19 protein-coding genes and 2 riboswitches are annotated in these 22,590 nt (G+C 40.5%); of the genes, 8 read left to right on the top strand and 11 right to left on the bottom strand.

Translation table 11 applies throughout. The features are described 5' to 3' along the window. Positions 1-20 precede the first annotated feature (20 nt). A complete protein-coding gene (locus PNIG_RS07065; RefSeq protein ID WP_011327935.1) occupies positions 21-1,346 on the bottom strand; it encodes a sodium-dependent transporter in 1,326 nt (441 codons plus the stop codon). A gap of 173 nt (positions 1,347-1,519) precedes the next feature. On the opposite strand from PNIG_RS07065, the gene PNIG_RS07060 reads away from it, so the two are divergent. Next, positions 1,520-2,263: a 4'-phosphopantetheinyl transferase family protein gene (locus tag PNIG_RS07060; RefSeq protein ID WP_086993429.1), complete on the top strand. Its 744-nt coding sequence runs from the start codon at positions 1,520-1,522 to the stop codon at positions 2,261-2,263. On the opposite strand, the gene lysC is transcribed toward PNIG_RS07060, so the two are convergent. Further along, positions 2,240-3,631, bottom strand: a complete 1,392-nt coding sequence (gene lysC / locus PNIG_RS07055; RefSeq protein WP_172459232.1) for a lysine-sensitive aspartokinase 3 — start codon at positions 3,629-3,631, stop codon at positions 2,240-2,242. The genes PNIG_RS07060 and lysC overlap by 24 nt on opposite strands. Before the next feature lie 75 nt (positions 3,632-3,706). Further along, positions 3,707-3,879: riboswitch (Lysine riboswitch) on the bottom strand. 132 nt (positions 3,880-4,011) lie between these two features. Further along, positions 4,012-5,259, bottom strand: coding sequence for a sodium:proton antiporter NhaD (nhaD, locus tag PNIG_RS07050; RefSeq protein ID WP_089368114.1), 1,248 nt, complete (start codon positions 5,257-5,259; stop codon positions 4,012-4,014). Positions 5,260-5,490: 231 nt separating this feature from the next. Between nhaD and PNIG_RS07045 the strand changes: the two genes are divergently transcribed. From PNIG_RS07045 to PNIG_RS07030, 4 genes are all read left to right on the top strand, one after another. Beyond that, on the top strand, positions 5,491-6,762 hold the full coding sequence (locus PNIG_RS07045) for a hypothetical protein (protein WP_086993437.1): 1,272 nt from the start codon (positions 5,491-5,493) through the stop codon (positions 6,760-6,762). A gap of 5 nt (positions 6,763-6,767) precedes the next feature. Next, entirely contained in the window at positions 6,768-7,316 is a 549-nt protein-coding gene (locus tag PNIG_RS07040; protein ID WP_011327929.1) for a condensin complex protein MksE, read from the top strand. Beyond that, positions 7,313-10,087 (top strand): coiled-coil domain-containing protein, encoded by a 2,775-nt coding sequence (locus PNIG_RS07035; protein ID WP_089368113.1) that lies wholly within the window; start codon positions 7,313-7,315, stop codon positions 10,085-10,087. The genes PNIG_RS07040 and PNIG_RS07035 overlap by 4 nt, the downstream gene beginning before the upstream one ends. Before the next feature lie 109 nt (positions 10,088-10,196). Continuing rightward, positions 10,197-10,742 (top strand): DUF4136 domain-containing protein, encoded by a 546-nt coding sequence (locus tag PNIG_RS07030; RefSeq protein WP_011327927.1) that lies wholly within the window; start codon positions 10,197-10,199, stop codon positions 10,740-10,742. Between the two features lie 148 nt (positions 10,743-10,890). Here the strand turns inward: PNIG_RS07030 and PNIG_RS07025 are convergent, their stop codons facing one another. Then, the gene (locus PNIG_RS07025) at positions 10,891-11,400 is read right to left on the bottom strand and encodes a peptide-methionine (S)-S-oxide reductase (RefSeq protein WP_089368112.1); all 510 of its coding nucleotides are present in this window, start codon (positions 11,398-11,400) and stop codon (positions 10,891-10,893) included. Between the two features lie 164 nt (positions 11,401-11,564). Between PNIG_RS07025 and PNIG_RS07020 the strand changes: the two genes are divergently transcribed. Then, positions 11,565-13,433 carry a TonB-dependent receptor plug domain-containing protein gene (locus PNIG_RS07020; RefSeq protein WP_089368111.1) on the top strand — a complete coding sequence of 623 codons (1,869 nt, stop codon included), beginning with the start codon at positions 11,565-11,567 and terminating at the stop codon, positions 13,431-13,433. A gap of 55 nt (positions 13,434-13,488) precedes the next feature. Here the strand turns inward: PNIG_RS07020 and PNIG_RS07015 are convergent, their stop codons facing one another. After that, a complete protein-coding gene (locus tag PNIG_RS07015) occupies positions 13,489-13,752 on the bottom strand; it encodes a YkgJ family cysteine cluster protein (protein ID WP_011327924.1) in 264 nt (87 codons plus the stop codon). Between the two features lie 312 nt (positions 13,753-14,064). Between PNIG_RS07015 and PNIG_RS07010 the strand changes: the two genes are divergently transcribed. Further along, entirely contained in the window at positions 14,065-15,735 is a 1,671-nt protein-coding gene (locus PNIG_RS07010; RefSeq protein ID WP_089368948.1) for an RluA family pseudouridine synthase, read from the top strand. Between the two features lie 62 nt (positions 15,736-15,797). Here the strand turns inward: PNIG_RS07010 and PNIG_RS07005 are convergent, their stop codons facing one another. Further along, positions 15,798-16,421 carry a LysE family translocator gene (locus PNIG_RS07005; RefSeq protein ID WP_011327920.1) on the bottom strand — a complete coding sequence of 208 codons (624 nt, stop codon included), beginning with the start codon at positions 16,419-16,421 and terminating at the stop codon, positions 15,798-15,800. Between the two features lie 120 nt (positions 16,422-16,541). Continuing rightward, positions 16,542-17,477: a LysR family transcriptional regulator gene (locus PNIG_RS07000; RefSeq protein ID WP_089368947.1), complete on the bottom strand. Its 936-nt coding sequence runs from the start codon at positions 17,475-17,477 to the stop codon at positions 16,542-16,544. 168 nt (positions 17,478-17,645) lie between these two features. Here PNIG_RS07000 and PNIG_RS06995 point away from each other — a divergent pair, with 168 nt between their 5' ends. Beyond that, complete coding sequence (locus PNIG_RS06995) at positions 17,646-18,302, top strand: nitroreductase family protein (protein WP_086993412.1); 657 nt, start codon at positions 17,646-17,648, stop codon at positions 18,300-18,302. Positions 18,303-18,374: 72 nt separating this feature from the next. On the opposite strand, the gene ribB is transcribed toward PNIG_RS06995, so the two are convergent. The 4 genes from ribB to greA form a co-directional block, all read right to left on the bottom strand. Then, positions 18,375-19,028 carry a 3,4-dihydroxy-2-butanone-4-phosphate synthase gene (ribB, locus tag PNIG_RS06990; RefSeq protein WP_011327916.1) on the bottom strand — a complete coding sequence of 218 codons (654 nt, stop codon included), beginning with the start codon at positions 19,026-19,028 and terminating at the stop codon, positions 18,375-18,377. 159 nt (positions 19,029-19,187) lie between these two features. Beyond that, positions 19,188-19,367: riboswitch (FMN riboswitch) on the bottom strand. Positions 19,368-19,431: 64 nt separating this feature from the next. Then, on the bottom strand, positions 19,432-20,490 hold the full coding sequence (locus PNIG_RS06985; RefSeq protein ID WP_089368110.1) for a S66 family peptidase: 1,059 nt from the start codon (positions 20,488-20,490) through the stop codon (positions 19,432-19,434). Between the two features lie 207 nt (positions 20,491-20,697). Then, on the bottom strand, positions 20,698-21,543 hold the full coding sequence (locus PNIG_RS06980; protein WP_011327914.1) for a magnesium transporter: 846 nt from the start codon (positions 21,541-21,543) through the stop codon (positions 20,698-20,700). A 522-nt stretch (positions 21,544-22,065) separates the two neighbouring features. Then, complete coding sequence (gene greA, locus PNIG_RS06975) at positions 22,066-22,542, bottom strand: transcription elongation factor GreA (protein WP_011327913.1); 477 nt, start codon at positions 22,540-22,542, stop codon at positions 22,066-22,068. Positions 22,543-22,590 lie beyond the last annotated feature (48 nt).

The raw sequence follows: 22,590 nt of genomic DNA, 5'->3' as shown, positions 1-22,590 counted from the left end.
TTTATAACGTGCAGTAATGCTTAACTACTAAATGCCACATTGGCAAATACCAAGGTCATTAATATTGGGCAAACAAAACGTATGTACTGAGCAAACCAGTAATGCGCGCCGCTAGTTGCTTGGTGTAATTTGTTACCGCGCTGCCATAACCAGCCCACTGTAACAAAGTAAAACAGCCCCATTAACGGTAATTGGTACTGGGTAAATACCATAATAACCAAGCCAAATAACCAATCAAAATTAAGTATTATTAAGCTGGCAAACACTAGCACTACGCCACTAACCAGCCACGTAGCTTTAGTGCGATCAACGCCGTGGTTTTCGACTAAAAACGCCACCGGAATTTCGGTGGTTGATATAGTAGAAGTAACCGAGGCTATCGACATTAATACAAAAAACAATAAACCAACCAATAAGCCAATATCGCCCATGGTGCTGAATAACGCTGGTAAAATGGCAAAAATAAGCTGCCCTTCGCCAATTAATTTACCGTTACTAAATACTTCTACGCCGTTGTGCTGCGCCACATAAATAGCAGGCACAATAAGTAAACCAGCTAAAAAGGCCACACTGGTATCGAGTAGTGCTACGCTGGCAGTCAGTTTTGGTAAGTTAGCACCGGGTTTTAAATACGAGCCGTAAATCATCATACAGCCCACACCTAGCGATAAGGAGAAAAAGGCTTGCCCCATAGCTGCAATAATTAAGTTAGGGTCGAGTATTTGGCTAAAATCAGGTATTAAATACGCTGCAAAGCCATCACTTGCACCATCTAGCGTTGCAATATAAATAATTAAACCAATTAGCAATACTAGTAGCACCGGCATTAAACGCCGTGACCAGGTTTCAATACCCGATTTAACCCCTTTTAAAATAATACTCGCGGTTAAAATAAGCATAAGTGGGGTAAACACAAAATTACGCAGCGCAGAGTCGCTGTGTAAAAATTCGCTAGCGCCGCTAAAGCCTAAAAATGTAGTTACGGGTTCAATAGCATACGACAGCATCCACCCCGCCACTATTGAATAAAAGCTAAGCATTACAATAGCGCCGCCAAGGCCAATATAACCTGCAGCCGCGCCTACTTTAGGGGCTTTATTTTGCCATGCTTGCCTAAGTGCTTTTACCGGATTAGCTTGGGCGTAATACCCTAAATACAGCTCGGTATATAAAGCCGGCAAAGCAAGTAAAAATATAACAATAAAGTAAACCAGTAAAAAAGCACCGCCACCATGATTAGCAGCCTGCGTAGGAAAACCCCATATATTACCTAAACCTACCGCTGCGCCAGCGGCGGCCAATACAAAACCAAGTCGACTTTGAAAACCATCACGCACTTGTGTCATACACCTACAAATCTGTTATTATTTTAGCTGTTGTGAATTAAACCATATTTCATCGCGCCTTAGTAATAAAAATGTACCTAGCGCGCACAACAACTAACAACCGCTCACTATATGTTCAGCTTATGCATACAAGCAGGTAATCGGTATTAAATTTATTATTATTTTGAGCGTTTATGAGTTCACTTTACTTTAAAAACACCCTGCAAATTAATCAGCCTTTTAGTAACAATAAAAGCCCTATTTTATTGTTTGACGCTAAAACGCTCGATATAAGCCAATATAATTTGCCTGATTATTTAAGCCCTTTTGAGCTGCAAATAATAAACCGCCGTAAAAGTGTATCGGCCAAGCAAGAATATTTAGCCACGCGATTATTACTTAAGTATTTAGTTATAACCTCGCACCCTAATATGGCGGGCATTAAGCCGTGTAATATAAGTTCAGAGTTTAACCTACAAACAAGTAAATTAGCGCTACACATTAATAACAGCCACACCGTTATTAATACCTGTATATCGCATTCTAATGGTTTTGTTGGCGCTGCACTTAACCCTACAAAAGCCCAGTTTGGTTTCGATATTGAAAAAATAAGCACAAAGCGCCCATTTGAAAAGCTCGCAAAGCATTTTTATCATACCGATGAAATTGCGCTGATCACCAAGCCTGCCAATGCAGAGGATCAAGCTAAACACTTTTTTAGAATTTGGACCTTAAAAGAAGCGCTCGCTAAAGCCACTAGCCGCCCTATTGCCAAGTTGCTAAGCCCTAATGTGTTTACTGAGTTAACTTGCTCACAGCTTAATGCCAGCAGTGCTGTGGTGGGTAAGTTTGATATAAGTGTAGTGAGTGAAAAAAGCACTGACTGGCAGTGCTCTCTTATTAATTTAGCTGTATTAGGCCGCGCAATCGCTCTCTAATAGTCGGCTATGAATAGCTTGCACTACGTTGTCGGATTCGCCTTGCTCGACCAAAAAGCACAAGTTATGCTTACTTGCACCGTGGCAAATTAGCCGTATATTAAAGTCACTTAATACCTGCATTAAGTTCATTTCATGCTGGCGTAACTGTATTTCTGAGCCAATAAGCGCCACTAAAGTTAAGTTATTTTCTACCGATACATGGCAAAACTCAGCAAGTTTATCTAAACACCCCTGATCAAGCTCTGGGCGCGATGCATTAGGCGCGTTATCAAGCGTTATTGCTACGCTAATTTCAGAGGTGGTCACTAAATCTACCGAAATATTAAACTCACTTAAAATAGTAAACACTCGTGCTAAAAAGCCACTAGCTAATAGCATTTCTGGGCTTTTAAGAGTAAGTAATATTTGGTTTTTGCGTTGTGTTACTGCGCGGATTCCTGGCAGTTGCGACTTTTCACGCTCAATCCAAGTACCACCACGCTCAGGTTCACGGCTCGACCCTACAAACACATTAATATGGCTGCGGCTGGCGGGTAAAATAGTTGCCGGATGCAATACTTTTGCACCAAAGGTAGCCATTTCGGCGGCTTCGTCAAAGCTGAGGCGTGCAATTGGCGTGGCTTTTACACATAAACGCGGGTCGGTACTAAAAATACCCACTACATCAGTCCAAATATGTACACTTTTAGCATGAATAGCCTCGGCCAGTAATGCCGCGCTGTAGTCTGATCCACCGCGCCCTAAAGTGGTCGTTTGGCCGTGTTCGTCGCTGCCAATAAAGCCCTGTGTAACAATTACTTGATCGTCTAACAGCGGAACAAGTAATGCGCTTGCCGCTTGTGCAGTAGCTGCAACATTAGGGGTTGCTTTGCCAAATTGACTGTCGGTTTTAAGCACTTGACGCACGTCAAAGCGTATTGCATTTAAACCTTTTGAGCGCAGCACTTGGGTAAATAAATAAGTTGATAATCGCTCGCCAAAACTTAATAGCTCGTCATGTAGCGCTTTTGTTTGTAACGTTTGGCTGGCTAGTTTTTCAAATGCCGCTAACGTCTGGGCAAAGCCCTGCTCTAAATCGGTATCTAAACTCAATTCAGCTAAAATAGCCTGCTGAATCGCTAGCACACCGTTAATATGCGCTTGGCGCTCATCTTCGCTAAGGCTGCTATTGCACAGCTCAACTAAATGATTAGTGACTCCTGCGCTGGCGCTTAGTGCAACAATACGCACGCTTTTATCTGCTACTATTATTTTACTACTGTGATCCATAGCTGCAAAGTTAGCTACGCTGGTGCCGCCAAATTTAGCAACGGTATAATTTGATTTGTTGCCTAATACTACATGTGGCACTGATTGGGTTGTCATTTCGTCTCCTTTCACGGCATCCAAACCGTAATAAAACAAGAAGAACTTGGCAGCAAATATAAGGTAAGAAAATTCACTGCCAGAAGCTCTCCACCTATATTGGTGACAGTTTTGAGGATTCAGCCCCATAAACCGAAAAACAACGACGACGACGTGTTATTTTTCTCGGCGAGTACTTCCCTCTTTAATGCTCAACGGCGTTCGTCACCTCACATTAAATACCTAAGTATCGCACCTCTTCTGAATGTTGTATTAATGGCTATTTTCGCAATCACTAATAAAACAAAACCCCAGCAATATATTGAAAAGCTCAATACTTTACTGGGGCTTTGAAAGTTATCGTTTAGACATCTAGCTGTCAAGCACTTTAATAACTAATATTAAACAAAACCAGCCATTAAATATGAGCCGGTATAGCCTACGGTGTAACAAATTAATAAATAAAACGACAAACGTAAGTAGTTCATAAAGGTCAGTTCTTTAACTTTACTCATGGCAATAATACCCGCCGCTGAGCCTATAATTAACATAGAGCCCCCTACGCCTGTGGCATAAGTAAACGACAGCCAATGCTGTTGTGTCATTACTATATCTGCTTTTAATAACGCGGCTGTAAGTGGTACGTTATCAACGCCTGCCGACAATATACCCATTAAATAGTTTGCGTATTCAGGTGCCATTATTGTGTACAGGTCGCTAAAGTGGCTTAACATACCAACTTCTTTTAGCGCTCCTACCAGTAATAATACACCTACAAAAAACAACAAGGTGTCGTATTCTATTTCACGAATGAAATCTATCATGTCTTTGTTTATGTCTTTTTTGCGCATTAAAAATTGCGCTACTAAAAACATCATAGACAAACCAAACAAAAAGGTAAGCAATGGCGGTACACTGTATAAAACACTCAGTGTTAAGGTAGCAATAACCGTAGATAAGAAGATAACTGCAATTGTAATATCGGTTTTTTCAATGCGTTTTTGCTTCGTTTTAGTAAAGTCGAGCTGGCCATTTAAGCCAATTGACAACAGTGCGGCTAACAGCATCACACTTACAAATGCTGGCCCAATTAACAATAACAAATTGCTAATAGTTACTTTGCCATCTAAAAATATCATTAACGTGGTTACATCGCCGGTAATTAACGACACACCACCGGAGTTAACCGCAAAGATAATCAGCGTGGCGTATCTAATTAGCTTTTTGGCTTCAAGTTTTAATGATAAAACCACCGCTAAAGATATAAGCGTAGCGGTTACGTTATCGGAAATAGAAGAGAATATAAATGCAAAAACACCAACCAAAAACATTAACTTACGTTCGCTAATTCGTTTTGGCATAATCCGGTTAACAATATTTTCGATAAACCCTTTTGAGTTTAAATAGGCAACAAAGGTCATTGCCGCCATTAAAAACAACCATAAGGAGGCAATTTCTAAAATATTATGATTAAGGAGTGATTGAATCGTATCAGGGCTTTGCCCATTAATAGGGAAGATAAAAGAGATAATCCAGCAGAGCGTACCAAAAAAAAGTGTCGTTTTAGCTTTGTTTACGTGGATTATATCCTCAATAACGATCAGCAAAAATGCAATCGCTATTAAAGTCAGGATAATAGAGGAAACCATGATAATTGAACAACCTTTGGAATAATGTAAAAATTGAACCTATGAAGAAAATAGAGCCGCACATTTCGTGTGCCTATTTTCGGTGCGGATGTTATCACTATGACCTGGTAAAAACTATTATTAAATCGTTGTAAAAACGAATACCATATAGCTATCAGCGCTATTAAAATTACGAATAACTAGCTTATTTAGCTACTTATTTAACAACATACTAGGATGTATAAACGCCTTATGATCCCAGCTAAAAAGCTATTAAATACCCTTAGCGAACATTGGGGGGTGCTAGAGCTATTATTTAAACGTTTTAAAATGGCAGACTTTAGTATTAAAGATTTGCAAAATGCCATTAAACAAAAACAACCTACATGGCATAACGAGCGTATTTATAAAGAAACTAATCGCTTGTTAAATCAAGATATTATAATTCCTTTAGCGAAATCTTCGCAGCTTGAAATAAACCGTGCCATTGCCGACTTTGCTACATTTTTACTGCAAGAAGAACATTTAGGTTTAGCACAAGAAATTAGCGTATTAGTAGAGGATTTAGCCCGCCTTGGCGATCGCTTAGCTAACGCGGGCGAAGTGGAAGACTTTGACGACTTACGCCGTTTTAGCCGTATTATGGATGATCGGGTGCGCAAAATAATGAAACTGTACGCACACAACGAAAACGCCATTTTAAATATTGTTGAGCAAGCTAAATCTAATAACGCGGTGCAATCGCTGCAAAAGCGTTATAAAGCGGTAATAGAAGCGTTTGACGAATACATAGAGCCAATGCTAGAAATGGTTGATATTCGAGGCGATTTTCATGCCTGCTTTAATCTTATAGAGCAGCAAATTAGTACGCAAATAGAGCGTATTGAGCAATCGGGTAAAGCATATACCGACAAACGCATGCTAGAGCAATTACGTACCCGTATTCTCGAAATGCATTTAATCGGCCGCGAAAGCCTGCGTAAAAGTGCCGACATGCTTATGCCACTGCGTGAAGAACTACGCCGTAATAACTTAATTACCCGCCAAGCTGCAAGAGTGCTTGGGTTAGTGCGTAAAAATGGCGTAGACAACATGCTAACTGCGGTGCAACCGCATTTTGTGAGCGACGCACAGCGTTACTCGCTGGGGCAACAACGCCATATAGTTGCCTATATGGCAAGTTTGGTTGAGTTTGAGCATCAAGAATATCAATTGCCTGATCAGCAAGATGTACCGCCTTTTCAAACGCCTAATATTCCCGATTACAACGATGTTAAAAGCAGCTTTGCAAAACGCTTCAATACAAAACGTAAAAAGCCGCAACCATTGCTGCAATTTTTAGACGAAAGTTACCCCGATTTAGATGCCGAAGAAATGCTGTTTTTGTATCAAAAATTAGTAAGTGACAACGAGCTTGAAAAAAGCCAAAGCGATGAAAAAGCGCGCTTTAAAATTGCCGGTCAGTATTTTTCTCTTTATCCCTATAATTCACAGCCGCAAACACCTAGTAAGGCAGATGAGTAATCACCATGACACAAATAAACTTAAACGAGCTTACCCACTTACAAGCAATTAATAAAAAATTAGTGGCGGGTTATCATATTTGCGAACAAGACAACCTAATGTGGCAAGAGCTGGATCAAAACATAGACGCGTACAGCGCGCTATTTAGCGCCCTAGGTAATGAGCTAAAACACGACAGCCGTGGCTTTTATTACTTTAGCAGCGACGAAAGTACACCCAATATGGGCAAAATATCCCGTGCTATTGCGCTCACTATTTATATTTTAATTGAGCACTACGCCAACACCGGCAAAGACCCAATGCGCGCCTTGTTCGACGAAGTAAACGATTTAGAGTTAATGCAAACCTTAGTGCAAATTAACAAACACTTGTTTGATCAACTAGAGATATTTTCGGGTTCAGATCTGCGCAAAGACGTGTACCTGCGCATGGTACGCTTAGGTTTGGCACGCGAAGTAGAAGCAGGCTTTATGCTACAAGCCCCTATCCATCGCTATATAGATGCCTTAATGGAAGTAAACGAAGAAACCTACCTAACAGAGGACGAGGAATGAAAAATTTATACGGACTAAGTAAACTCGCCCTACTCAATACCGCAGGTTACGCAAAGTGTGTGATCCCGCTGGATAAAAGCAGCTCTATTTGCGCGCCCAACAATACGGGTAAAAGCTCAGTAATAAATGCCCTGCAGTTTCCGCTTATTAACGATTTACGCCTAACCGAATGGGATGGCCACGATTTAGACGAAACCCGAAAGTTTTATTTTTCGTCAGATCAATCCTACATTTTGCTTGAAGCAAATTTGCCCCATGGCTCAGTAGTGATTGGTGTAGCGGGTTTGGGGAAAATTGCCGGTTATGCGCATCAATATTTTTGCTACCAAGGCAAGCTTGATTTAGAGCAGTACACCCAAGGTAAAACCATTATTAAATACACTAAGCTGTTCAGCCATTTAAAACAGCTTGGTTACAACCCCATAGAGCTAAAAGCGCAAGAACTAAACGCCCTACTCACCGGCGGCGCAACCCCGTTTGACGACGAGATCAACTTAAAAATGATCCCGCTTAATAACGTTCAAGATTCGACTATTTATAAAGAAATATTTCGCCGTATTCTTAACTTACATAAACTCGGTGCCGCCGATGTAAAACGCTTTATGCTACGTGTATTTGAGCGCCACATGTCTAACTCTAAGGTCGACTTTTATGAAGTGTGGCGTCGCTCGTTCGATAAAGTAAACCGCAGTAAACGTGAATTGCACGCCCTTGAATCGATGCAAGAGCCCATAGCGGCGCTTGAGTCGATGCTAGAGAACCAAACCGTTCTAAAAGGTAAATTAGCGGCTTATGCGCCAAAAATTGACCAAGCACTGATTGATTTTGACAACTACCAAGAGTCGCAACTAGAAGAGCTAGCAATAGCACTTGAAAACATAGAACACGAAAAACACGAGTTTGAACAAAAGCAAAGTTTGTACGTACAACAGTCGCGCGATATAGAGCGCAGGCAAACGCAAATAGAGCAATGGTTTTTAGATTTTAACGCACTTAAAAACGAATTTGAACTGGTTAACAAAGCCACGCTTAAAACGAGCCTTACCCAGTTAAAGCAAGACTACGAGTCGCTTTCACACTCTATTACCAGCGCACAAGGGCAAAGCCTGCATACACTTGACTACCGTATTAGCGAAACCCAAAAACAGATTAAGAGCTTAAAGCTACAACTTAAAAACTTGGAGTTTAATTTATTTACCCGCATGCGCGAAGAGCTGTCGTTAAAAGAAGTGGAAGAAATTTCGCGCATTTTAAACCCCGACATGCTCTCGTTTGCAACCACCAGCAATGGCGACATAAGCATTGATGACGAAAACGCATTTAGTGCGTTTTTATCGCACTTAAGCGAAAACGTAAAAGGCGGCGTGCTTAGCTTACCTGGCGCGAGTATTAAGCTTAAAAAGCTCTCCCCTGTACAAATGCAAAGCGGCGAAAATAAAGAGCAGCTAACCGCTCAATTAAGTGCCCTTGAGCATGCTTTAAAAGAGTTTAAGCAACAGCGCGATGTAGCTGCAAATGTGGCCGATAAGCAAAAAGAAAAAGACACCTTGTACAATGAACTAATGAGCGCAGAGGCCGCCCTTAAACGTTTAGAGCAGTTTGACACTATGCTGCAATCGGCTGAAGCACAAACCATGCTAAAAGAGCAGTTGTTAGCTGAGCGCGATCAGGTTGACGACTACCTACAAGACATTCAAAAAAATAGCGGCTCAATTAGCGACAGACGCTCAATTATTAAATCAAAACAGGCGCAAATTAATCGCCAATCAGATCGTCTGCGCCAAGTGAAAAGCGAACGAATTGATCACACGCTTGATTTATACAGCGGCAAAGTTACCCCTTACATGATAGAGGTAACAATAGACTTTGATAATTTAAGCGACCTAGTGCACCACTTTAATAAAGACTGCCAAGAGCTGCGTAACTTTGAGATAAACGTACGCAATACCTATTTGCATATTTATAATGCCGGTATTACCAAGTTTGATAACGAAAACGATGAGTTTAGTAAGTATCAAAAACTCATTAGTGCGTTTCATAACATTGATAACGAACGCGATGCCGTTGAGCGTCAAGGCCGTGTGGCCCTAACAGAAGTAGCCGCAACCATTAAAGGCCTACGCGAAGATTTAGACCGCCTGCGCCGCGAAATGAACAGCTTTAATAAAGGCATTAGCCAGCATCGTATTTCGAACCTGCAAGCATTTAAAATTAATGTAATACCGCGCAAAATGTTAGTTGATAGTATAGATACTATAATTAGTACCTCGCATCAGTTTGAGCAAGGGGACACGCTGGATTTACTCAGCCAAGAACCGTATAGCGAAAGCGCAGTAAACGAGGCGAAAGATCATTTAATTAAGCTCGCCTCCGACAAAGCTGGCCTTACCCTCACCGATTTATTTGATATTCGTTTTGAAGTAGTCAATCGCGCAGGCGATACCGAACACTTTGACAAAATAGACTCGGCGGGTTCAAACGGTACGCGCATAACTATTAAGTTATTATGTGGTATGTTGTTTATTCGCTATTTGTTAAGCTCACAAGAACAAAATTTATACCGTATACCTATATACATAGATGAAGCCGCCGACATTGATCCGCAAAATCAAAAGGCAATTATTGAAACCGCACTTAGCTTTGGCTTCGTCCCTATATTTGCCTCAGTTAAACCACAAACAAGCTGCGATTATATTGTGCCAATTCGCTCAGTTAAAGACGGTGCACAAAACTGGGTAGACGAAAAAGACTGGATAGAAGTTGAACATTAAGTAATTAATCAATGGTTCAGCTATAGCAGCTAAACTGTTGTTAAGCGCTTAAATATCACACTGCCTAACAATGTGTGTTATTTTATAAAAAAGATTAGGAGTAAACTGTATGAAAAATATTTTTATTGTAGCCGCACTTGCGTTTTTAACTGCTTGTACGCAAACCGCAGATTGGGATTACGACAAGTCAGCAAACTTTGCTAACTATAAAACGTTTGCGTGGGTAGAAAATGCAGATTTAACAAAAGACACCAATAATTATCAAATTAATGCGTTAATGGAAAAACGTGTACGCAGCGCAATAAGCAGTGAGCTTAATCAAAAAATGGGCATGAGCTTAGCCGATCCTGCTCAAGCAGACGTGCTGGTAAACTACCATGCATCGGTAGATAAAGAGCTAGACGTAAGTTCTTTTAATATTGGCTACGGCGCTCGTTGGAGCTCGTGGGGTTTAGGGTATCAAAACGATATATCTGCTCGTGAATACGAAGTAGGTACTTTAGTTATTGATATTATTGACCGTGAATCAAACCAGTTAGTATGGCGCGGCGCTGAAGATGGTCGATTAAAGAAAAACCAATCTCCTGAGCAACGTGAACTGTCGGTTAGAAAAACAGTCGCTAAAATTTTAAATAACTTCCCGCCACAAAAGTAGCGGCAGGTTTTAAAGCACATAAAAAGCTCACAATTTGTGAGCTTTTTTGTGGCTGAATGTTTTTTATTAAATCTTTTGTTGTAGCCACAGAGCTTACTGATGAGAGAAACAGTTGCTCTTAGCATAATTGATATAGCAGACTTTAACTTTATTTCGATTTATATTTATGTAATAACTCAGGTGGGATATGACAATAGTCATCGGGAAAATTAGTTAACCGGTCTTGGTGCTCTGCATCGCTGGGAACATAATTGGTTAGCAACTGAACTTGTACCACTATTTTATCTGCATCAGCGCGTTGATTTATATAGTCGTTTGCAATTGTTAAGTGACATTGCTGTTTACTATAAATAGCACTACGGTATTTTAAACCAACATCGTTACCCTGCTTATTAACGCTGTAAGGGTCAATAATCTCAAAAAAGTATTCAATCAGTTTATAGAGTGTCACGGCTGTTATATCAAAGGTTACTTTCACGCACTCGGCATAACCGTCGTATTCACCTTGTGTATTATTATTTGTGCCATTAGCTCGCCCAGCCTCAGTGGTAACAACGCCGGGTAAGTACTTAATAAACTCTTGTACCCCCCAAAGGCAGCCTCCGGCAAAGTAAATACTTTCTAGATGCGAATTTTCGTTTGTTTGTACTGTGCTCATAAAATCAATTACCCTACTTTACGAATGATTATCAAATGCAATTTTTTAAGATTAATATACAATACCAAGCCAAATTACAATTATTTGACTACTTTATCACGCCTTAACAGGCGTGTTTCGGATTTAATTGTTAGCACAATTACATATACAAAAATGAGAAAAACATGAATCGTGCCCCGCGCCTTATATTACCCGTATTATTACCTACATTGCTATGCAGTGTTACTAGCTTTGCCTACGCTGAAGTGGAAACTAAAAATGCCACTGCAATAGAGCAAATAACGGTTGAAGCCTCCCCTACGGCAAATAAAGAACCCGTGGGCACTTTCGACTCACCGGTTTCTAATTTAGAGTATGATCCGCGTGTTGATGTGCAATCGCGTAATATGGCCGAAGCACAAGCAGATGTAACCATTCGTGGTGGTATTTTCGAAAATACTGGTTTTAGGGTTGGCAGCGCCACTTTGTTCGATCCGCAGTCGGGACATTACTTTGCCGAAATTCCTATAGCGCCGCAAATGCTACGCGGCCCAGCTATATTCACCGCAGCAGATAATGCACTTTATGGCGTTAACAGTTCAGTTGGTACAGTATCGTTTGCTTGGAAGCCAATTAGTACAGGTGGTAGCGTATCACTTGGGGTTGGTAGCAATGATTTTAATTTACAAAGCCTGCATGCGGGCGTGAATATACCATTAGATGGTATTACCGATTGGCAGCTGGGTGTGGAAGGCGAGTTTTCTCACTCACAAAGTGATGGCTCTATTGATTATGGCGATCATGACTTTACCCGCGCCTCAAGCCGTGTTCAATTAGTGGGGCCAGACTCACAAACCGATCTGTTTTTTGGCTCTCAAGAAAAGTTTTTTGGTTGGCCAAATTTGTATACTCCTTTTGGGGTTAACGAAACTGAAGATCTTAAAACTCAGCTATTTATGCTCAACCATAAGCAAAACTATAGCGCCGAGAGCTCGTTTGAAGTATCTACATATTATCGTAAACACGAGGATCACTATGTGTATTCTCGTGAAAACCCAATGTCGTTCGAAGCGTTTCATCAAACCGACGTTAAATCACTAGCACTTTCAGGGCGCCATGCGTACAGCACGTCTTTTGCTCTCAATTATTCTGCGCAATTTATTAACGATTCGATTGAATCGACCACGCTTGAAAATAATTTTACCTCACGTAATTATTATAAAGTAAGTGTGCTGCCAGAGTACCAAATGGCACTTGAGAGCGATCAACACCTTACTATTCGCCTTGGTGCGGCTTTTGACGATACCAATCGTGACGATTCTGAAATTTCACTTATTGGTGATATAACTTTAAATACACAAAATAGCGACGGCACTGAGCGCACTGTTTATTTATCGTATGCACAGGCAAGCCAAGTAGCAGGCTATACCGCAATTGGCGGCAGTGACACTGGCGGTTTGTTTAGAAGTAACTATAACCTTGAGCGCGAAAGTACTAAAAACCTCGAGCTGGGCTTATTATTAGAACGACAAAGTTGGCGCTTTAACTCTGCTGTTTTTTATCGCCAAGATGATAACTTAACCGATTGGACTTATAGTTTTGATGCCACTTCTGCCCGCTTTGCCAATCCGGTAGATATTAATACCTCGGGGGTTGAGTTTCTTGCAACTAAGCATTTTGATAACGCAGAAATTATTGCCAGTTATAGCTTTTTAAAAAAATCAGAGAATTATGGCGCAGCCGATATAGATGCCAGCTTTTACGCATTAAACTACCCAGACCATAGGCTAACCCTTGCGGCTATTTGGAACCCAACAGATATTTTAGAGTTTCGTATAGATAACGAGTGGCGCAAACAACATGAAAATACGCTGCGCAGTGGCGATGATGATGCGTTATTTACTCATTTAACCTTAAAAATAATGCCGCCGCAGATTAAAAACTTATTTATTACATTGGCCGCAGATAACCTGTGGAATGAATCGTTTCAAGAGATCCCGGGCACTCCTGGACGTGGCGAGCAATATACGCTAAGCGCAACGTATAGCTGGTAGCCCACTTCATAAGCAAGCTTATTATTTACCAGGTGGTTGTAGATGATAGGCTTGCTCAGGTCAACTCCTCAAGCTCAGTAATAAGCGCTAAAGCCTGCGCATTAGTTGTACCGCATACATCTAATGTGGCGCTAAAATCGCTGCATACTTTTGGCCGACTGGCGTCGCCAAATAACTTACATAAATTACGCTCATCTAGCTGAATACAACGCTCTCCGGCCTTTTTACCGTTTGGCATTCCTGGAATGGGCGAGCTAATACTTGGCGCAATACAACATGCCCCACAGCCTAACCGACACGCCATAGGCTGTGTTTTCATAATAACCTCTGTTTAAATGCATTTGCTTATTAGTAATCTAGTTGATGCTACACACACGATATTAACGCTTAGCGTTTTGTAAAATTAAAGTCCAGCCTAGCTCACTAAAACATTGATTTTTTAACGGGCTAATATTTTAACACGAATTACGATAAATAATGGCGCTACTCATTTAATTAAAACTTTGCAGCAACCCGTTACATCAAACAATTAAGGCACATACTAATAACACAACACACTTAGTGACATAGCAGCGACTATGTTATTATATTGGCTAATTATCTTGTTAAAAACTTCATTATTATATTGCCCATGCCAAATATTGCTACTTGCTTTACGCCATTTTCAGCGCCTGTAAATCACATGGCGCTACCAGATAAATTTACTTTTCCTTTTTACTATGAGCCTAAAGCAATTGCTGTAGCAGCAACCGAGCAGTTGCAACAACAGCTCGAAACACAGTTAGAGTACTTGGCAAACCCAGCTAATAATGAAGAGTCGGGTAAAATGTTTGGCGTACTCGTGGTGCAAAATAATCAGCAACAGCTTGGTTATTTAGCCGCTTACTCGGGGCAACTTGAGGGCGTAAGCAGTAAAATTAACTTTGTACCTGCCGTGGCCGATATGCAGCTACACGATGCTGAGTATTTAGCACAAAGCAGCATTATTAATAATATTAACGCCCAAATTGAGCAGCTAGAAAATAGTGAGCAATTTAGCACTCTTAATAACGCATTTAACCAAGCCAATGCCACTTATCAGCAGCAGTTAGAAGCGCAGCAAGCGTTAATGCAAGTTAGCCGCCGAATGCGTAAACAACAACGCACTGATGCAAGCACTCAGTTATCCCCAACTGACTTTGAGCAGCTAAAAATTCAGTTAGCTGGGCAAAGTATTGTCGAAAAAAAGCAACTGCAAGCACTAAAGCAGCAATGGCAAAGTAAACTCGACACCCTGCAGCAAGCTCTAAATAATATTACTGATGAAATTGCACACTTAAAAAAACGTCGTAAAACACTTTCTAAAAGCTTACAAAAAAAGCTGTTTGCGCAATACCAATTTTTAAATGCTAATAAAGAAACTAAAGATCTAAACGCTATTTTTGCACCCTTGCCTGAGCATACGCCACCAGCAGGTGCAGGAGATTGCGCCGCGCCTAAGTTATTGCAATATGCGTATCAACATAATTTAAAACCTTTAGCTTTGGCAGAATTTTGGTGGGGCGCTGCGCCTAAATCAGCTATTAGGCATCATAAACATTACTACCCGTCTTGTTATAGTAAATGCCAACCCATTTTAGGGCATATGCTCAAAGGCTTACATGTAGAAGAAAATCCATTATTGATCAACCCTGCTATTGGTAAAGATTTAACTATTATTTACCAAGATCAGGACATATTAGTGATCAATAAACCAGCTGAATTTTTGTCCGTTCCTGGGGTTAATATTGAAGACTCGGTTTATTTGCGCATTAAAACACAATTTCCACATGCTACCGGCCCGCTCATTGTGCATCGCTTAGATATGTCAACATCAGGGTTATTAATTATTGCACTCAATAAAAGAGCGCATAAAGCCCTGCAAAAACAGTTTATAGAGCGTACCATAGAAAAACGTTACGTTGCTTTAGTTGCCGGAAATGTAGTTGAAAATAGTGGCACAATTGATTTACCTCTGCGCTTAGATTTTGATGACAAACCGCGCCAATTAGTGTGTTATCAACACGGTAAAGCATCCCTTACTACTTGGCAGGTGTTAGAGCGAAAAGAGAATATTACCCGCTTGCACCTTTACCCTAAAACGGGGCGTACGCACCAGCTAAGAGTACATTGCGCGCATAAGTTAGGCTTAAATATGCCCATAGTTGGTGATGATCACTACGGTGAAAAAGCCAATAGATTACATTTACATGCCGAGTACTTATCGTTTTGCCACCCGATTAATCATCAGCAGTTAGAGTTTGAAGTAGCGCCCGACTTTTAAAAATGGTCGAGCCTAGGCCCATTGACTTCTTATTGATTAAATTTGCTCTCAGGGTGTTTTGTTTAAACGCCTTGGGAGAATACCTGCAGCGTAATTTCTTTCACCACAGGTGCTACCGATAAAACCAGTAACGCCGACATAGTATAATTAAAGTAGCGTCTATAACGTTCAGACTTTAATACTTGCTTTAATAATGTACCAAAAAACAACCATACTCCTGCACACGGAAAAGCAACCAACAAAAACGTCAGCGCTAATGTAAAACTTTGCCCGTAATAACCTGCGCCAACGGTTGTAAACGCCGCAATAGCACCAGTGGCTACAACCCATGCTTTACCATTTACCCACTGAAATAGTGCTCCTTTTATAAAAGTAAGCGGCTTGGTTTGACTGTTTGTTGAGTTTACACTGCCAGATTTAGCAATAAGCCATGCTAAATACAGCAAGTACAGTGTTCCTAAGCACTTAATAATTAAATGCAAATTAGGGAACAACGCAAATAATTGCCCAAAGCCTAAGCCTATCAGTAGTATCATTAAGGCAAAACCAATACAGATCCCCGTAAGTAAAGGTAGGCTTTTTCGCACGCCAAAATTTACCCCTGAGGTCATAAGCATGATGTTATTTGGCCCAGGAGTGACCGAAGCTGATACAGCAAAAAATACGGTTGCAACTAAATAATCCATAAGCACACCTTATTAAAAGTCCTTTATTTAAATTTAACTGCCCGACTTAATATTTACCACCTTAAGCTAAAGCCTTATATTTATACCCTACACTTAAAATTATCAAGCGTAAATAAATGGCTAGTCCAATACACTTTTATCAATAATACCTTTGGCAATTAACTGTTTTAAAATTGTGCGGCATTTTTCACGGCACACATCGCGCAGTAAACGCACCGCGGGAGTAATCGACTGCCTGCTTGGGCAAATAAGCCATAACTCACCGCTAACATGTTGATAATTTGGCATCACCGTAACCACCCTATCGGCCAGTAAATCATCTGCTATATCGAGCGCTGACTTAACCGCCAGCCCCTTACCTGCAACGCACCAGCGCCTAACTAAATCGCCATCGTTAGAGGCACGCTTACCTTGCATTTTAACTTTAAACTTACTTTGCCCGTCGGTAAATTCCCAGCTGTTATTTATAATGTCTTGTAGTTGATAAAACATGCCCTGATGACGATTCAATTCGTCTGGGTGATTGGGGCTACCATGTGCTATTAAGTATTCTTTAGTGGCGCAAAGGAGCCGTGGTACATTACAAATTTTAAAACCATACATATTAGTATCGCTCGGAGATCCATAACGCAGCGCTATATCCACCGAATCACGATAAAAATCAACGTTACTGTCGCTTATATGCGTTCTTAAACTGAGTTTAGGATAATTATCCATAAGCTCATCAATCCAGGGGATCACTAAATTACGCCCAAAATCTGATGACAGTGCAACGCGCAGCTCTCCCTCAATTTCATCATGTTCGCCTTTGAGGTTTTGTTTTGCTTGCTCTAGCACTGCAAGTGCTTGCTCACACTGAGGAATGTAACGCTCACCCGCTGCCGAAAGGCGTAAGTGGCGTGTTGTTCTTATAAACAGCTCACTGCCAAGGGCTAACTCTACACGTTTAATGGCAGCACTCGCGGTTGCGGTGCGCATATCGCATTTTGCTGCGGCTAAAGTAATGCTTCTAAATTCTGCAACTTTTAAAATAAGTTTAAGATCGTCTATCTGCATATTATCTATTTTTATTTGATAATGTTTCAATTATTATGCTGTTTATTTTTCACAAAGCAAAGCGTATATTAGCTGCCATTCGCACTAAGCACTTATTACTCTAACCAATCGTTAATTTTTATCTGTTAAGTATGATTGTTTTAAAGTTAAATTTACCCGGAGAAAACCATGACTCACCCTATTATTAGCGATTTAGAAAAACGCCACACGGCCAAACATTATGATGCAGCTAAACGTATTAGCGATCACGACCTTAACGTAATTTATGAAGCTATGCGTTTATCGCCTTCATCAATTAACTCACAACCGTGGAAGTTTATTGTTATTGAGTCTGATCAAGCTAAGCAACGTTTTCATGACAGCTTTGCAAATATGTTTCAGTTTAATCAAAAGCACGCAAAAACAGCATCGCATATTGTGCTTTTTGCTCACAAAACTAACTATACCCGTGATGATTACGCACACGTTATAGACACAGATATTAAAAATGGTCGCACGCAAAGCGAAAACCGTGAACAAGCTTTTGGCGCGTTTGCGTTTGTAGATATGAATACCGATGAGCAAGGCAATAATGCAACTTGGACTAAAGCGCAAACTTACATTGCACTTGGTAATACCATGCACGCAGCTGCTCGTTTAGGCATTGACTCTACCCCAATGGAAGGCGTAGATGCGCAGTTACTTGGTGAAATTTTTGCGAAAGAATTAGATGGTTACGTATGTGATGTCGCATTAGCGCTGGGCTATCACGATAGCGCTGAGGACTATAATGCTAAGTTACCTAAATCGCGTTTAGACGCTGAGCAAGTAATTCAGGTTTTATAATCGCGTTTATCGCCCGTTTTTAATAATTTAAACCCCTGTTTAATTTAATTAAACAGGGGTTTTTTATTGCAGTTAACTTACTTTTTGTTGTGCAATTTGAATGTACTGCACTAAATCCTCTATCGATACCACTGGCATATTATGCTTATTTGCATAACCGCTCACCTCAGGTAAACGCGCCATTGAGCCATCGGGGTTAGTTAGCTCGCAAATAACGCCAAACGGCTTTAAACCCGCAAGTTGCATTAAATCTACAGATGCTTCGGTATGACCACGGCGTACCAGTACTCCACCCGTTTTAGCTTTTAAGCCAAATACATGCCCTGGGCGCGATAAATCCTCAGGTTTAGCATTGTCGGCTGTGGCGGCTTTAATCGTTGTAACTCTATCGGCTGCAGAAACGCCAGTAGTTACGCCCTCTTTGGCCTCAATGGTTATGGTGTAAGCGGTATTGTTTTGACTGGTGTTATGAGTAACCATTTGCGGTAGATCGAGCTGTTTTATGCGCTCCTCCCCCATGCATAAACACACAATGCCGCTGCCTTCGCGGATCATCTCAGCCATTTGGGCGGTGGTTAAATGCTCGGCTGAAAATACAAAGTCACCTTCGTTTTCACGGTTTTCGTCATCAACAACCAATACGCCTTGGCCTTGCTGTAGTGCGGTAATGGCATTTTCGACGCGCGTTAACGGCTCGCCAAATTGAGTAAGTAGAGACTGAATCATCATTATATTCCTGATTAAAAATAAATAGATTCAGGACACTGAAAGGATCGATAAAATAAACTCTAAAAGCATTAAAGTATAAGTACCAACAATAACTTAAATTAAAAAACATAAATAGCACACAGCCAAAAGCCACGCACTATTAACGCTATATTTAAGCCATATTCTCTTTCATCCGGACTGTAACCGTCGGCTCTGGCATCTCACCAGATCTGCTGACCTTTGATATTATATAAAACAACAAAGCGCTCGCGGGCTTATTTAAACACTACAAATGTAATTAAAATAGTAATTAAACATACCGCCGGTGGGGAATTTCGCCCCGCCCTGAGAATGTACTTAAATAACGAATTATAAAAGCCAGCTTATTATACCCCTGTATCGGCACGTTATTCAAAGCCAATTAAGAGAGCGACGTATTTAATGATGCTTTTATTACTCTGCCTTCGTTTATATCGGCAATTAATGTGCAAGTAGCACCGTTAATTAAATTTAAGTTAGGTGCAATATGGCCTATATCTGCATCTATAATAACCGGAAACATACAGCCCCCAAGCGCTACATTTAATGCGTGGCGATAGTCAAATTCGGGGTTTTTGCCTTGTGTAATTTCACTGCGGCCGATAATTATGCCGTTAATGTCGTCAAATATACCGGCTAGTTTTAACGACAGTAAAAATCGCGCTACAGTAGTGGGGGTTAACTCTGAATTTTCTAAGTATAAAATTAGCCCTTCGGGCGCGCTGTGCTTTTTAAATTCATGCAGGTCTAAAAATGGTGAATCGAGTAATAAACCCACGGTATCTAGGCAGCCTCCAAATAAACGCCCCGACATTTCGATAGTACGCTGATCAAAGTAATTTAAGCATTGCCACTGAGTCGTCTCGGTATAATTAAATAAGGCTTCTGGGTGCTGTGCATAATCGGGGGCTACTTTTTGATAATGTGTTGATGGTGCCTGTGTAAACTCACTATTTGCTGCATAACTTAGGGTTTCAAATATTTGTAAGCAATACGGGCTTTTTTCGTTTGGGTGCAATTGCATTAAATTGGCACAATGCAGCGTTGCCCATTGGCATTTAGCAGTGAGTGCACAGGCCACAGTACTCACATCTGAAAACCCCACAAGCCATTTGGGTTTAGCCTGTTTAATAGCATTAAAATCAAGTTGCGGCAGTATTTCCATCGCAAGTTCGCCACCAAAGGGAGGCATAATTGCATCAATACTATCGTCAACTAAAAAGCCCATTAACTGCTCTGCATGGGCTTTGGTAGCTAATTCTGCTGTTGCTTCGCTGCGCCGTAAAAACGCCCCCTCAATTACTTCATAGCCACGCTGTTTTAAACCGTTTATTACACTCTCTAAACGAGCATGATATTTAGCCGCGATCCCTTCTGAAAGCGAACACACCGCAATTTTAGAACCTACTTTTAAAGGTGCCGGGTAAAGTATATTAGCCATTATTTATCCTTATTTGAGAGGACGTTAAACCGTATTGCTCCATATCAGCATAGATCAAATTGATGGCAGATGAATAACCTAAAGAAATTTTAGTTAAAAGTAATTGGTAGAGGGGGAAATGTGCAAGAATAAATTCAAACTAAGTTTTGCGCTAATTACTGAGTGTTAAGTGATTAGCGCAAAACATATAAACCTAAAACTTTTGATTTAACCAATTTCTAAAAAATAGTTAACTACGGTAAAGTAAATCCACATCCCCGATATATCAACAATTGATGCCAATACAGGGCTCACTAATACCGCGGGGTCTAGCTTAAGTGCCCGCGCTAAAATAGGTAATAACCCCCCTAGCGTAGTAGAAATAGTTACCTGAATAAACAATGCCACTGCGATGGCCATCGCAATTATATTTAAATCGAACCCACCGGCAGATTTAACATCGCTAAAAAATAAGATGCGAATAACCATTACGCCCGCCACCGCTAACGCAAGACACACTGCAATTTGGCTTTCTTTAAGAAACACAGCAAACCATTGTCTTTTTTTCAGCTCGCCTGTTGCTAACGCCCGTATTACCAAAGTAGCCGCTTGTGAGCCTGTGTTACCGCCCGCAGCCGCAATAACCGGCATGTACACTGCCAACAATACTAACTGGCTTAATGTGTCTTCGTATTGAGTAATAATTAACCCAGACACTATACCTAATAACGCTAATACTATGATCCAGCCAATACGCTGCTGCACATGCCCCAGTGCCGAGGTATTTAAATAACTTTGCGCTGTTTCAACTTCTGAGTGAATAAAACCCAACTGATGCGCATAGTGTCGAGCGAGTTTGTCGTAACCGTCTTTTTCTAAACGACTTATTAAGTCTTGTACATAAGTAATTGAACAGTGCTGTAAAATAGCAACCGCTTCTTCAACATCCATTATTGTTAATAAGTGCACTTGTTTATTATAGCTGTGCGCTAAAAACACTTTTCTAGCCGCCCCTATTTCTGCTTGAGAAAAGTGTGGGTTATTTTCTACGTAGTTTTTGCTCATTACCGTCATGGCGAATCTCCCGATTGGCTAATGCTAGGCTAATTGTATTTTATTTAAATTAATAACATGGCGTTCAAACAGTTAAAACTACTGATTAGCTAATAGCCATTAATTAGGAGTAAAACACATTAGCATAAGGTAACGACCATCAAATAATGAAACTATATGACTGATTAAAATACCAGCGTACTAGTAACTATAATCAGCACTTTAATAAGGCTAATTTCATTATTTATATCTAGGTGTCTGAGAGAAGAAAAATAGGAAAGAATAAAATTACTCTACCGCTTAGGTAGATTTATAGAAGATAAATACCAATACGGGTTATTTTTCTGCCCTCAATCTAGAGGGATGGTCGGTATCGTTCATAAATATCTCCGAGTAAACTGCTTAATTTGCAGCCTGTATATGGTAACAAAGTAAAATTTTTAAGGCCAATTTATAAGGGCTGTTTTAACACTTTTAAACACTTTAAAACAAAAAAGCCAGTGTATTAATACACTGGCTTTTATTTACACGTAAAGTGAGTTATTAAATATACTCAACCTCGATGATTTCGTATTCAACGGTGCCTTTAGGGGTTTCAATGTTCACAGCATCATCTGCTTGCTTACCAATTAAACCTCGTGCGATCGGTGAATTAACCGAAATACGATTATCTTTAATACTTGCTTCGTCATCACCAACAATCTGGTATTTAACTTCAACATCAGTTTCAACGTTGACAATAGTAACTGTTGTACCAAAAATAACTTTGCCGGTATTAGGCATTTTAGTTACATCAATTATTTGTACATTTGAAAGCTTAGCTTCAATTTCTTGAATTCGGCCTTCACAAAAACCCTGTTGCTCACGCGCAGCGTGATACTCAGCATTCTCTTTTAAGTCACCATGCTCTCGTGCAACTGCAATATCGCTGACGATTTTAGGACGGGTAACTGTTTTTAATTCGGTAAGTTCTTTGCGCAGTAAATCTGCACCACGAACTGTCATCGGAATTGTTTGCATACTTTTTCTCACTTAATCCCAAGGCCGCAATTTAACGGCCTTGGCACA

The organism is Pseudoalteromonas nigrifaciens, from assembly GCF_002221505.1.
In the GTDB taxonomy this organism is placed as follows: Bacteria; Pseudomonadota; Gammaproteobacteria; order Enterobacterales; family Alteromonadaceae; genus Pseudoalteromonas; species Pseudoalteromonas nigrifaciens.
The sequence above is the reverse complement of the archived record's forward strand: the minus strand, read 5'-3'. Positions and strand labels throughout refer to the sequence as shown.